10 protein-coding genes and 1 pseudogene are annotated in these 13,518 nt (G+C 65.2%); 6 read left to right on the forward strand and 5 right to left on the reverse strand.

The features are described 5' to 3' along the window. Window positions 1-48: 48 nt before the first annotated feature. On the reverse strand, window positions 49-510 hold the full coding sequence (locus tag MTX19_RS13310; RefSeq protein ID WP_280983989.1) for a thioesterase family protein: 462 nt from the start codon (window positions 508-510) through the stop codon (window positions 49-51). Between the two features lie 165 nt (window positions 511-675). On the opposite strand from MTX19_RS13310, the gene MTX19_RS13315 reads away from it, so the two are divergent. Both MTX19_RS13315 and MTX19_RS13320 read left to right on the forward strand, forming a co-directional pair. Continuing rightward, window positions 676-1,704, forward strand: a complete 1,029-nt coding sequence (locus tag MTX19_RS13315) for an NAD(P)/FAD-dependent oxidoreductase (protein WP_280983990.1) — start codon at window positions 676-678, stop codon at window positions 1,702-1,704. Window positions 1,705-1,829: 125 nt separating this feature from the next. Next, a complete protein-coding gene (locus MTX19_RS13320) occupies window positions 1,830-2,399 on the forward strand; it encodes a DUF2147 domain-containing protein (protein ID WP_280984780.1) in 570 nt (189 codons plus the stop codon). Between the two features lie 70 nt (window positions 2,400-2,469). On the opposite strand, the gene MTX19_RS13325 is transcribed toward MTX19_RS13320, so the two are convergent. Together MTX19_RS13325 and MTX19_RS13330 are read right to left on the reverse strand one after the other, a co-directional pair. After that, window positions 2,470-4,401: a hypothetical protein gene (locus tag MTX19_RS13325; RefSeq protein ID WP_280983991.1), complete on the reverse strand. Its 1,932-nt coding sequence runs from the start codon at window positions 4,399-4,401 to the stop codon at window positions 2,470-2,472. Window positions 4,402-4,521: 120 nt separating this feature from the next. Then, window positions 4,522-5,598 carry a YbhN family protein gene (locus MTX19_RS13330; RefSeq protein ID WP_280983992.1) on the reverse strand — a complete coding sequence of 359 codons (1,077 nt, stop codon included), beginning with the start codon at window positions 5,596-5,598 and terminating at the stop codon, window positions 4,522-4,524. A 587-nt stretch (window positions 5,599-6,185) separates the two neighbouring features. Here MTX19_RS13330 and MTX19_RS13335 point away from each other — a divergent pair. After that, entirely contained in the window at window positions 6,186-7,628 is a 1,443-nt protein-coding gene (locus MTX19_RS13335; RefSeq protein ID WP_280983993.1) for an MFS transporter, read from the forward strand. A gap of 164 nt (window positions 7,629-7,792) precedes the next feature. Beyond that, window positions 7,793-10,195 carry an EAL domain-containing protein gene (locus tag MTX19_RS13340; RefSeq protein ID WP_280983994.1) on the forward strand — a complete coding sequence of 801 codons (2,403 nt, stop codon included), beginning with the start codon at window positions 7,793-7,795 and terminating at the stop codon, window positions 10,193-10,195. A gap of 104 nt (window positions 10,196-10,299) precedes the next feature. On the opposite strand, the gene MTX19_RS13345 is transcribed toward MTX19_RS13340, so the two are convergent. Next, complete coding sequence (locus MTX19_RS13345) at window positions 10,300-10,734, reverse strand: hypothetical protein (RefSeq protein WP_280983995.1); 435 nt, start codon at window positions 10,732-10,734, stop codon at window positions 10,300-10,302. 71 nt (window positions 10,735-10,805) lie between these two features. On the opposite strand from MTX19_RS13345, the gene MTX19_RS13350 reads away from it, so the two are divergent. Both MTX19_RS13350 and MTX19_RS13355 read left to right on the forward strand, forming a co-directional pair. Then, a complete protein-coding gene (locus tag MTX19_RS13350; RefSeq protein WP_280983996.1) occupies window positions 10,806-11,432 on the forward strand; it encodes a hypothetical protein in 627 nt (208 codons plus the stop codon). 70 nt (window positions 11,433-11,502) lie between these two features. Further along, a pseudogene (locus MTX19_RS13355) lies at window positions 11,503-12,043 on the forward strand (YdcF family protein). A gap of 65 nt (window positions 12,044-12,108) precedes the next feature. Here MTX19_RS13355 and MTX19_RS13360 read toward each other — a convergent pair. Then, the gene (locus MTX19_RS13360) at window positions 12,109-13,452 is read right to left on the reverse strand and encodes a PLP-dependent aminotransferase family protein (protein WP_280983997.1); all 1,344 of its coding nucleotides are present in this window, start codon (window positions 13,450-13,452) and stop codon (window positions 12,109-12,111) included. Window positions 13,453-13,518: the final 66 nt, after the last annotated feature.

Consider the following 13,518-nt stretch of genomic DNA (forward strand, 5'->3'; position numbering starts at 1 on the left):
GGCGTTTGTCGCGAGGGAAAACCGCTTCACACTTTCCCGGATCATGCTCTATTCGCCGTCCGGATTCACGCCGCGGCGAACCCAGCGTCGAAAGTTCTCTTTGACCTCGGCCGGCAAGGGCGTCGGCCTGCGGGTCGCCTCGTCGATCATGACGGTCACGGCCCGCGCCGACGCCACGCATTTCCCTTCTGAAAACACCACCTGATCGAAGCTGGTCGAGGTCCGCCCGAATTTCACGAGGCCGAGCCCGAGCTCGATCTCGCCCGGCCAGTGCAGCTCGGCGCGGAAATGGATGTCGAGGCGCACCATGATCCAGCCGAGCCCGGACGGCATCAGCCCCATGCTGCGGTCCTTCACCAGCGTGACGCGGCCGGTCTCGAAATATGTTGCATAGACCGCATTGTTGACGTGCCCGTTCGGATCGAGATCGGCAAAGCGCACGTTGTCGGTGAGGCGATAGGGGAAGTCTTCCAGGCGCAGCGTATCGTCGGCGCGGATCGGGGCGTTCACGAGGGGTCTCCGTCAGTTTCCCGCCCATACAGCCGACTTGCTGAAGCTCGGCAAGGGGTTGCCGCGCCAGCCTCTGCCCCTATTATGCATGTCACGATCCGGCATCACCTCGTGGCTGGACAGGCGGCGGCCGTCCCAGTCAATTTCAACTGAAAAGAAGCGGATATGAGCGAAGCGATTAAAACCGATGTGCTGATTATTGGCGCAGGTCCCTGCGGACTGTTCGCCGTGTTCGAACTTGGCCTGCTCGACATGAAGGCGCACCTGGTCGACATCCTCGACAAGATCGGCGGCCAGTGCGCCGAACTCTATCCGGAAAAGCCGATCTACGACATTCCCGGCATTCCCTTCGTCACCGGCCAGGGCCTCACCGAGCAGCTGATGGAGCAGATCAAGCCGTTCCATCCGACCTTCCATCTCAACGAGATGGTGGAGACGATCGAGAAGATCGGCGATCCGCTGTTCCGCGTGAAGACCGATGCCGGCAAGGAGTTCGAGGCCAAGGTGGTGGTGATCTCCGCCGGCGGTGGCTCGTTCCAGCCGAAGCGGCCGCCGGTGCCCGGCATCGAAGCCTATGAGGGGACATCGGTGCACTACGCCGTGCGCAAGATGGAGCAGTTCCGCGACAAGAGCATCCTGATCGTCGGCGGCGGCGATTCCGCGCTCGACTGGACGCTCAATCTGCATCCGATCGCCAAGCGCATCACGCTGCTGCACCGGCGCGACGATTTCCGCGCGGCGCCCCACAGTGTCGAGCAGATGCGCGCGCTGGTCGCCGACGGCAAAATGGATCTGAAGATCGGCCAGGTCACCGGGCTGGAAGGCGCGAGCGGTCAGCTCTCGGGCGCGACCGTGAAGGGCAACGACAATTCGGTCTCGACCGTCGCCTGCGATACGATGCTGCCGTTCTTCGGGCTCACCATGAAGCTCGGCCCGGTCGCGAACTGGGGCGTGGCGCTGGAGAACAATCTGGTGCCGGTCGACACCGCGGCGTTCGAGAGCAACGTTCCCGGCATCTTCGCGATCGGCGACATCAACACCTATCCGGGCAAGCTGAAGCTGATCCTCTCCGGCTTCCATGAAGGTGCGCTGATGGCGCAGAAGGCGCACCGCTATGTCTATCCGGACAAGCGGCTGGTGTTCCAGTACACGACCTCGTCATCGAGCTTGCAGAAGAAGCTCGGCGTGAGCTGATTGCAGCCGAATTGTGACCGGCAGAAGCGGCGCGGACGTCTCCGGCATGACGCGGGGTACTAGAACACTCCGCGAAATGGACGTAGACTCCGAGCATCAGTTTGTCGGTTGATCAGGTGATGACGATGCGGAACACGCTATCCAGACTTCGGCTGATCTTCGCAATCGCAACGGCGCTCATCGTTGCGATTCCATTTGCGGCCTCGGCCGCGGAGCCCTCCGCCGCCGGCCTGTGGCAGAAGGTTGAGGACGGCAGGACATCCGGGTGGTTTCTGATCGTAGACCACAGCGGCATTTTCGAAGGCGTGATCGCCAAGATGTTTCCCGAGGCCGACGATTCACCCAATCCCGTCTGCACGAAATGCACCGACGATCGCAAGAACGCGCCCTGGCTTGGACTGTCCTTCATCCGCGACATGAAGCGCGCGGGCCTGAAATACGAGAACGGCAACGTGCTCGATCCGCGCGATGGCAAGGTCTACAAGGCGAAGATGACGCTGAGCCCCGACGGGCAGACGCTGACCATGCGCGGCTATGTCGGCATCTCGCTGTTTGGCAAGGACGAGGTTTGGACCCGGCTGCCTGACTCCGCGATGGCCCAGCTTGATCCGGCGATCGTCGCCAAATACATGCCGTCGGTCGCGGCAGTGAGGACGCCAGCGCCACCACCGACGCCGATGACGAAACGGCACTAGGGAATCGGAATCGCGCGCGTCCTTGTTTGGACACGCTCCATTGAGCGCTCATGTCCAGGTAGCGTGAACCTTAACGCTGCTCCGGCGCAGCCGGCACAGGCAGTGGCGCAACCGGTTCCGAAATGATTTCCGGCACGACATTGTCGAGCTGCAGCACGCTGGCGGCGGCGGGCACGGCGGCATCCGCCATCGCTGCGTGTCCTTCGGCGGTCGGGTGCACGGCGCCGCCGTAAACGGCCGAAAGGATGCCCCACGTCGCGTCGTGGATATCGGTCGGCTGCATCGAGGCCGGCAGGGCCTGCGGATAGGTCATCGCAGCGAAATAGCTGTCATTGGCATCGCGGATCCAGCGCGCGCGCGGCAGGTAGGCGCGATAGTCGCCCGCGCTGCGACCGCATTTGAGCGGCTGGTTCGCCGCGGCGACGATGTCGGACACGAAGCTGTCGCCATTGGCGGAGAAGCAGTCGCGGTCGAACTCCGGATCGGTCGACGCACGCGCGCAGAAGCCGTGGCTGGCAAACGCGTCCTGGTGCGCATCGACGAACGTCATGCGATCGGTCTGCGGATCGCGGCAGATGGTGCCGGACTGGCATAGCGCGAGCGCCTTGAGCTGCGGCAGGAACTCGTTCTGCACGAAACTCGAGACGGTTGCGAGCCGCTGCGGATCGGCGTTGAAGGAGGGGTGGATGTCAAAGCCGGCGCGGCCGCCGGGGCAGGGCGTTCCGCCATTGGTCAGTGCCGGATTGGCATAGGCCGTATAGATGACCCGCGACAGGTCGCCGCCGACCAGCGGCTTCAGCGCATCGCGCAGCCTGGCGAACCCGGACGGCAGATCGCGCGCCAGCGCCGAGCGGGCATCGTCGACCGAGGCCAGCGAGCCGCTGCGCTTGAACAGTGTGCGCTCGGTCGGCGTGTCGACGATCACGTCGGCGACAAGACCTGAGAAGTAGATGTCGTTGGCGCCGATCGACAGCAGCACGAGGTCGAGCGTGCGGTCCGGCTGGCGGCGCTTTGCGGCCGCCAGCGCCGCGCGCAGCTCGGCGAGTTGGCCGTTGACGGAGCCCGAACAGGTGTTGGCGGTCTTCGTCGGCAGGCACTCGCGCGCCTGCTGCGAACCGAACAGGCCATCGGCAATGGTGGCGCCGGTGCAGGCCAGCGGCAGATAAGTCACCGCGATGTGCGGATATTGCACGGCGAGCGCCAGCGCGGTGCGGGTTTGGTAGCTGTAGAGCGAGCGATGGCAGGCCGAATTGAACCATAGCGCGCTGTGGCGCTGCCAGTTCGACAGGCTGTCCGGCGCCTCGCAGGCGCGCCCGCCCTTGTAGCCGGCGCGGCTCGGCCGGTAGTATTGGGCACCGCCGAGATAGGAGCGGAAGCAGAAGCCGTCGTCGGACAGCGCGATCGCGCGGTCTGGATTGCCCTCGCCGGAGGCGATGCTGTCACCCAGGCCGGCGATGAAGAAATCACGCACCGCGATCTGGGTCGTGACACGCTGGTTTGCCTCCGAGCCGCTCGCGACGTCGACGGTCGCGACCGTGGTACGCCCGTAGCGGACGCGTAGATTAACCGGTTCGGCGCAATCGAACGTCGAGGATTGCGGCCCGTCGCCGTCGTCGAACGACCAGGCGCAGGTCGCGCCGACCGGAACCGGACCTGTAAGGCGGACGACGATCGCGTGGTCGATCGGCGTCAGGTAGCTTTCCTTGACGTTGTCGCGGGTGCAGGGCTCGCTGACGCGGCCTTGCAGGTCGATACAGAGCCGGTTGACCGTATTGCGCGCCCAGCCGCGGCCATCGCTTTGCAGTTCCAGGGCCCGCTCGGAGTCCAACACGCTGCGGCCGAGCCCGCTCTCGACATGGAGGCGGAAGTCGCGCTCCTCGCGGAACAGGCGGAAGCGGTTGCGAACCTCCCAGGAGATCTGCAACGGGTTGTCCTGGGCTTCCGCGGCCGATGCGATGACCGCGGATAGCGCGCTGCCGAGCAGCGCTGCGCAGACCGTCAAACGAAACGAAAATCGAGCCAAAAAACGAACCATGGCGCGTTTGACGTCAACGGTAAGGCAAAAATAAGAGAACGGGGTTGAGGGGATAAAAAACCCTGCAAGGGGGTGATAACGTCGCTGTTACCTCTTCAGCCGCCGAATCCGCTGCTGTCGGCTTTCGATCGGCTGCCGCACGGTCGCCGAAGCCGTGCAGGCCTGGCTAAGTCGCTTACGTTCCTGCCAGGGCTGCACCACGTTGAGCCAGAGCTCGCGCATGCCCATGATCGAGATCGAGATCCCGAAGGGGATCAGGAAATAGAGGACGCGGAACACGACCAGCGTCGCCAGCAACTGTTCCTTGCTGAATTCCGGCAGCGCCACCAGCATCGCGGCATCGAACACGCCGATCGAGCCGGGGGCGTGGCTGGCGAAGCCGAGCAGGGTGGCCAGGATGAACACGACCGCCAGCGAAACGAAGTCGATATACGGCTCGGTCGGCATCAGCAGGTACATCGCGAGCGCGCAGAAGCCGAGATCGACCACGCCAATGAGGACCTGCAGCAGCGTCAGCTTCGCCGAGGGCAATACTACCTTCCAGCCGTTCTGGCCGAGTTCGCGACGCTTGTCGCCGGTGAGGAGCCAGACGAAATAGGCGGCGATGCCGGCAAGGCAGCCGATCGCGATCAGCCGGTTCATCGCAGGCGGCAGCAGGTCCATCGCCGATGCCGCGGCAGGGTGCCAGGCCATGCCGAAACCCAGCACGAACAGGTTGCCGAGCCAGAACGTCAGCCCCGACAGGAAGCAGATCTTGGCGACGTCGATCGCGGTCAGGCTGTAGTCGGAATAGATCCGGAACCGGATCGCGCCGCCCGTGAAGACGGTCGCGCCGATATTGTGGCCAATCGTGTAGCTGGTGAAGCTCGACAGCGCTGCAATGCGGTAGGGGACGTGGTTCTTGCCGATCGTGCGCAGCGCAAAGAAATCATAGAAGGTCAGCGTGCAGAAGGCGCCGACGACGCAGAGGGCAGCCAGCGCGATCCGGTGCGGCGCGATGTTGGTCAGCGCGGTGAGGATGACACCGGTATCGACGCCCTTCAGGGTCCGGACCAGCGTCGTGACCGCAAACGCGATGATGAGCACACTCGCAGCGATCCCGAGCCGTTTCCAGCCGATCTGTTCCTTGAAGCCACGCCCGAGCGTGGTCAGCAGCCGATGCATTCATCCTCCCGGCGGGCGGCAATTTCAGTGGGACCCGGTCACGGATGGCGACGGGTGACGGGCAGACGCACCGTGCGCGATGACCCATAAGGCAAAACCGATGCGTTGTGCAGTCCTTGACAAGCCAAGCTTCGGCTCCCGTCGGTCGTCATTGTCATATTGGCTACATATGATGTCGTCTTGTGGAATGTGAGTCGCATGTAAGGCATTTGCCGCCGTCAGTTCACCGCACGTTCTGGTGTTCCGGCCGGTTTCCTCCACATTTTTTTCATATTTGCCGCAGCGGCTGGTCTGCCGCCCCAATTCTCGAATGGACGATATGCATGAGAGTGGGGTCGCGCCACCAGCCCCGTTTACCAAGGCGACAAGTCGGCGCGCACACATGCCTGCAGGGGGATGTGCGGCCCCCGGCCGGGAAGCGACCGATATCGTGCCGGTCCGTTGGTTTATTGAGGCAAAACGACGCGCGATCCGGAGCCCGCCCGCGCGTCGACCGACGGCAGGATGACACACTTCGGTGTAAAGCGAAGTATTCCGTCGAAACAGATGCCTATGTGCTGCATTGGTAGCCACGATCGAGGTGAGCCATGCAACGCATATCCCCGCGCGTCCACTCCGAGCCGGAACAACGCGCAGCCTCCCGCCCCGAGCAGACCAGGCTTGCGACGACCCTGACGCTTGCCGCGATGAGCCTCGGCTACGGCGTCGTGCAGCTCGACGTCACCATCGTCAACACCGCACTCAATGCCATCGGCACCTCGCTCGGCGGCGGCGTTGCCGAACTGCAATGGGTGGTGAGCGCCTACACGGTCGCCTTCGCCGCCTTCATCCTGACTGCGGGCGCGCTCGGCGATCGCATCGGCGCCAAGCGCATCTTCATGGCCGGGTTCGCGCTCTTCACCGCGGCTTCGGTTGGCTGCGCATTTGCGCCTGATGCCGTGATGCTGATCGCGGCACGCTGCGTGCAGGGACTGGCCGCGGCCATCCTGGTGCCGAACTCGCTCGCGCTGCTGCGCCATGCCTATGCGGACGAGAAGGCGCGCGGACGCGCCGTCGGTATCTGGGCCGCAGGCGCGAGTCTTGCGCTGACCGCCGGCCCGCTCGTCGGCGGTGGCTTGATCGCGCTGGTCGGCTGGCGTGCGATCTTCCTGGTCAATTTGCCGATCGGACTTGCCGGTTTGTGGCTCGCCTGGCGCCATGCCGGCGAAACCACGCGCCACCTGCAGCACGAGCTCGACCTGCCGGGCCAGCTCGCCGCGGTCGCCGCCCTCGGCACGCTGGCCGGTGCGCTCATCGAAGGCGGCGCACTTGGCTGGAGCAGTCCATTCGTGGTCGCAGGCTTCGTTCTGGCGGCGGTCTTCGCGATGCTGTTCGTCTGGCGCGAGTCGCGCGCGGCCCAGCCGATGCTGCCGCTGTCGCTGTTCCGGCAGCGGATATTCGCCCTGACCTCGCTGGTCGGCCTGCTCGTCAATGTCGCCTTCTACGGTCTGATCTTCGTGGTCAGCCTTTACTTCCAGCAGGTCAACGGCCTGTCGGCGTTCGAGACGGGTCTTGCTTTCGTGCCAATGCTGGGAGCGGTCCTGCCGGTCAACCTGATCGCGCCGCGCGTTGCGGAGCGGATCGGCGCGGTTGCGACCATCGCGCTCGGCACCGTGCTGGCGGCCGCCGGGTGTCTGGCGATGCTCGGCATCGATCGCGACACGAGCTATCTGGCGATCTGCCTGCAACTGATCGCGATGAGCGGCGGGCTGGGCCTTCTGGTGCCGCCGCTGACATCCACGCTGCTCGGCAGCGTCGAGCCGCAGCGCTCGGGCATCGCGGCCGGCGTGCTGAACGCCACGCGGCAGACCGGCAGCGTGCTCGGTGTCGCGCTGTTCGGGTCGCTGGTCAGCCGGTCCTCGGCCTTCATCACCGGCCTGCATGCCTCGCTCCTCATCTCGGCCGGCGTGCTGCTGACGGCGGGCGCGATGATCTGGGTCGGCGCATCATCACAAGCGCGGCAATGGTCGAGGCAGGTGATTGCAGAGTAGCGGCTGTGTGACGCTCAGCGCCAACTCCCGCGACCCGACCGGGTTGGACGAAGCCTTGTCGCGCCGTTCAAACCTTTCTTCACCATGCGCGGAGTCCCGCTGCACGGAGTTACCGTTCGTACACGAATGGGATCGCCTTTATAGGTCTATAACGGGGGCCTATAATGTATCGCGTTCTGACCTGTCTCACCTTGGAGCATGACTGGCGGCTGGTCGTCCTTGGCGGGGTGATCTGCATGCTCGCCAGCGCAGTCGCGATCAGTCTGTTTCATCGCGCCCGTGCCGCGGACGGCCGCGCGCGCGATATCTGGATAGGCCTTGATGCGGCGGTGGGCGGTTGCGGCATTTGGGCCACCCATTTTGTCGCCATGCTGGCCTATGATCCCGGCGTTGGCGCCGGCTACAGTATCCCGATCACCCTCATGTCGCTGGTGCTTGCCGTGGCCGTCCTGGCCGTCGGGCTTTCCGTCGCCTCGTTGGACGGGCGTTGGTGGACGGTCGCAGCCGGCGGCGCGATCGTCGGCGCCGGTGTCGCGGCGATGCACTATACCGGCATGTTGGGGCTCGAATTGCCGGCACGCATCGTTTGGTCGCCGAGCATCGTCGTGGCTTCGATCGCCTTCGGAGGCGTGTTTGCAGCGCTTGCGCTGATCGTCGCCGCCCGCGGTGAGAGCTTCGGCCATACCGCCACCGCAACCGGCCTGCTGACGATTGCGATCGTCTCGCATCACTTCACGGCGATGGGCGCGGTCACCGTGATCCCCGATCCGACCGTCGTTGCCGACGGACTGACGATCTCGCCGTCGGTGCTGTCGTTCATGACCGCCGTTGCGGCCTTCGCCATTCTCGGTATTTCGCTGATCGCAGCCATTCTCGACCGTCGCGCCAAGACCGAGCTTCAGAAGCAGAAGCTGGTGCTGGATACCGCGCTCGAGAACATGTCGCAGGGACTGTGCATGTTCGATGCCGACGGCCGCATCATGCTCTTCAACGAGCGCTACGGCGAGATCATGGGCCGCAGTCGCACGCCGTTGCAGGGACGCCTGCTGATCGACGTGTTGCAGGACCTTCGCTCGCTCGGTGAGTGGGATGGCGATCCGGACGAGTTCTGCGCCGGCCTGATCGCCGAGGCGAAGGCGGGCAATACCGCGACGCGGATCATCAGTCGCAACGGACGGGCCATCCGTGTCGTCGACCAGCCGATGAAAGGGGGCGGATGGGTTGCGACCTTCGAGGACATTACCGAGTGGCAGCAGGCCCAGGAGCAGATTTCGCACATGGCGCGGCATGATGCACTGACCAATCTGCCGAACCGGACACTGTTCCGTGAGCAGCTCGAGAAGGCGCTGCGTCTCGCCAAGCGCTCCGACCAACTCGCGGCGCTCTGCCTCGATCTCGACCATTTCAAGGAGATCAACGACACGCTCGGACATCCGATCGGCGACGCGCTGCTTCGGGAAGTGGCGCGCCGGCTCGGCGAATGCGTGACCGAGCATGACACTGTAGCACGGCTTGGCGGCGACGAATTCGCCATCGTGCAGTTCTGCAGCAACAGCGAACCATCGGTCGTCTCAGCGCTTGCCAGCCGGATCGTCGAGACGATCTCGGCGCCCTACGAGATCGGTGGGCACCAGCTCGTGATCGGCGTCAGCATCGGGATCTCGCTCGCGCCGGAGGACGGCAAGGATCCCGACGAGCTCCTGCAAAAGGCCGATCTCGCGCTGTACCGCGCCAAGGCCGACGGCCGCGGCACCTACCGCTTCTTCGAGACCGGTATGGACGCACGCGCGCAGGCGCGCCGCATGTTAGAGCGCGACCTGCGCCTGGCGCTGCAACGCAATGAGTTCGAGGTCTACTACCAGCCGATCCGCGACGTCGCGGGCGACCGGATCGTGGCATTCGAGGCGCTGGTGCGCTGGAACCATGCGTTGCGCGGTTTGATCGCGCCGAACAACTTCATTCCGGTGGCCGAGGAGACCGGCCTGATCGTTCCGCTTGGCGAGATCGTGCTACGCAAGGCCTGCGCGGACGCCGCGGGCTGGCCTGAGGACGTTGCCGTGGCGGTCAACCTCTCGCCGGTGCAGTTCAAGAATCCGAACCTGGTGGCGTCGGTGAGGGGCGCGCTGCAAGCGTCCGGACTGGCGGCGGATCGGCTCGAGCTCGAGATCACCGAATCGGTGCTGCTGCAGAACAGCGAGGCGACACTCGCCGTGCTGCACGAGCTGCGCGGGTTCGGCGTCCGGATCTCGCTCGACGATTTCGGCACCGGCTATTCTTCGCTCAGCTATCTGCGCAGCTTTCCCTTCGACAAGATCAAGATCGATCGCTCCTTCGTCACCGACCTCGCGACCCGCGACGAGTCGATGGCGATCGTGCGGGCGGTCACTGGTCTCGGCAAGAGCCTCGGCATTGTGACCACGGCCGAGGGCGTCGAGACCGATACCCAATTCGACCTGCTGCGCCAGGAGGGCTGCACGCAGGCGCAGGGCTATCTGTTCAGCCCGCCGCGGCCAGCGGCCGAGGTGGCGAAGATGTTGCGGAGGACGCCGGAGCGTTCCGTGGCCTGATCGGGAAGCGCATCCGGCGCGTTCTCAAGTGGACGTCGGTTCGCGTGAGGACAGCGCGTCAAAACTGGAGCCTCGGTTCTGATCCAGCCGAACCGAACAATGCGCTAGGTCTTGCGCAGGGCGAAATAGGCGCCGCAAAACGCCATCACCGCGCCAAGGCACAGCGCGGCAAGTCCGGCGAGTACGGCGGAAACGGTCGACACGGAACTGGGCGCCGACGCGGCCTGGCCGGCGCCGGCCAGGATCAGCACGCCGACGACGATCAGGAACTGCCGCATTCGCCGCGGGATCTGGCCTGACGCCGCACTCTGCATCAGGTTGCTGGTGAAGTAGCCGCCCGAGAATCCGACGGTCGCGATCAGCCACCACGCGATCGCCGCGCCTGCTGGCATGAATTCATGCGTGTCGGACCGCCACAGCCCGCCAAGGTCGAGTCCGTAGCGCGCGCCGAGCATGTGCACGGCCAGCGCCAGCAGTACTCCGGATACCATCGCGCCGCCGAGGATCAGGTAGCGCGGAAAATAGATCGTCTCGGCCATGCGTCGCTTGTAGGATAGGCGTGACGTGCCGCGCAAGCTCGCGCACGCGTCTGAACAGGCGGAATGGCGGATTGCCAACAACGTTGCAGGATCGATCGGAGGCGGGCGAGCGCTCACCGGTGCGCTATGCCTACAAGGCCTCCCTGATCGGCTCAGCGCATCAGTTCGAACTGACCGATGCGGGGCTGGCCTGGACGATCTCCGGCAGATCGGGTGTGTGGGACTATTCGGACCTTTCCGCGGTCAAGCTGTCCTATCGCCCGGTGTCGATGCAGCAGCAGCGGTTTCGTGCCGACATCGACAACGCCAAAGGCGGCCGCATCGCAATCCTTTCGACCACCTGGCAAACCGCGACGCTGATCGCGCCGCAAGGGCATCTCTATCGCGACTTCATCGTCGAGCTGCATCGCCGGATGCAGGCGGCCGGCAGCGAAGCCGTGTTGACCGGAGGCCTCGGGCCGAAGACCTATGCTGCGGCACTGGCATTGCTGGCGGGTCTCGCCATTGCGATGACGGGACTGCTGTTGCGTGCGCTGACGACGGCCGAATGGACCGGCGCGCTGTTCCTGCTCGGCTTCGCCGCGTTGTTTGCCTGGCAGGTCGGCGGCTTCATCACGCGCAACCGGCCGCGCCGCTACGACTTCGATCATTTGCCCGAGGCGCTGCTGCCGCCCGCGTCCCGCAACCAAGCGCAATGAAATGTGACTTCGTCTGCGCGCCCACGCGCGGCATCGTCGGCGCGAGATGTCGTGGCCGGGGAGCAGGGGCGTGCAGGATCGAAGTCTGCGGATTCCGTCTGATGACGAGATCGCAGCGATCAATGCACGACACCTGATCGAGACGCCGCTGCGGTCCGCCGATCTGCTGTTCGTGTTCGGCACGCGTATGGACGTCGCCGAGCGGGTGGAGGCGGCAGTCCGGCTCTGGCGTGACGGGTTCGTTCGCTGGTCGATCGTGAGCGGCGGCGTGACGCCAGGCGATCATCGTTCCGAATGCGCGATTATCAAGACCGCGATGGTCGAGCGCGGCATGCCGGCCGAACGTATTCTCGATGAGCACCGCGCGCAGAACACCGGCGAGAACGTGATCTTCTCGCTGCCGGTGATCGACGCCGCACTCGGGCGCAACAACATCAAAGGCGTGATCTGCCTCGGCAATAGCTGGATCGCGCGGCGCTATCCGAAGACGCTGCAGCGGCACTGGCCAGAGGTCGAGAAGATGCTGGTCACGGTCGACACCTTCGCGACGCCGCGCGCTCTGGCACACCGATCCGGAATTCCGCCGCCGCGTCCTGATCGAATGGGACTAGATCGAGCCTTACAAGGCGAACGGCTTCATCGCGGAGTGGCCGGTCGTTTGAGGGAGGCTTTCCCGTCACTCCGTCGAGTCGAAATCCTCTTCCGTCGCGCTCAGCATTCCCGCCAGTGTCCGCAAGCCGACGTCGAGCTGCTCCATCGGCGGTGCCGCAAGGGCGAGCCGTACCGCATTGGGCGCGTGCCCCGGCGTGGCGGCGAAGGTCGTCGACGGCGTTAGCGCGATGTCGCGGCGCGCTGCGGCTGCGACCAGGGTCTGCGAGCGCCAGTGCTGCGGCAAGGTCAGCCAGAGGTGATAGGACTTGGGGTTGGTCTGAACTTCGAAACCGGCCAAATGCTTCGCCGCCATCTGCTGACGGCGGCCGGCATCGATCCGCTTCAGCCGGGACAACTCGGCGGCCGTGCCGTCGGCCATCAGCCGCTGCCCCGCGGCGAAGGCATAGCCCGACGCCGTCCAGCCGCCCGAGCGCACCGCGGCCATGATGCTCTCGCGCAGCCGCGGCGGGGCGACAATGAAGCCGAGCGCCAGCCCCGGCGCCACCTTCTTCGACAGGCTGTCGAGCACGATGCAGCGGTCGGGCGCGAGCGCCGCCAGCGGCATCTCGTCGTCGAGGAACCCGTAGACGCCATCCTCGACAATGACGAGGCCAAGCTTCTCGACTACGCGCAACAGCTCGGCGCGGCGCTCGGCCGGCATGGTGATGCTGAGCGGGTTCTGGATCGTCGGCTGGATATAGAGCGCGGACAGATGCGCCTCGCGGTGCGCCTTCTGGACCGCATCGGGGCGGACGCCATGCTCATCCATCGCGAGCGGCACCAGCGTGATCCCGAGCCGCGCGGCAATGCCCTTGACGAAGGGGTAGGTCAGCGCCTCGACGCCGCAGCGTCCACCTGATGAGACGACGGCGGCGAGCGCTGCGGCGATGCATTGCCGGCCGTTGGCGGTGAACACGATCTGGTCGGGATTCGGCGTCCAGCTCTTCCGGGTGAGGAATTCGGCGGAAATGGTTCGTGCCGCCCGTGTGCCGAAGCTGGTTGCCGGACGCAGCGCGCCCTCGAGCACCTCGGGCCGTTCCAGCCCCTCGAGGCTCTTGGCGATCATCGTGGCCTGGTGCGGCAGCAGTGGATAGTTGAACTCCAAGTCGATGCGGGCGCCGCGCGGCTCTGTGGGCGCTGCGACGCCACGGCGCGCCTCGCCGGACACGAATGTGCCGCGGCCGACTTCGCCGACCACGAGCCCGCGCCGCAGCAGCTCGGTATAGACCCGGCTCGCGGTCGAGACCGCGATCTTGCGTTCATAGGCGAAATGGCGCTGCGGCGGCAGGCGGTCGCCGGCCTTGAGCGCGCCGGAGGCAATCTCGGCGGCGACCGCGTCCGCCAGCTTCAGATACTCGAACCTCGACATTATTGCACCGAGAGCAATGTTTTACTTGCTCCGAGCAATGTACCGGATCATTTAAGAGGGAACAAG

It is taken from the genome of Bradyrhizobium sp. ISRA464 (assembly GCF_029910095.1).
GTDB lineage: Bacteria > Pseudomonadota > Alphaproteobacteria > Rhizobiales > Xanthobacteraceae > Bradyrhizobium.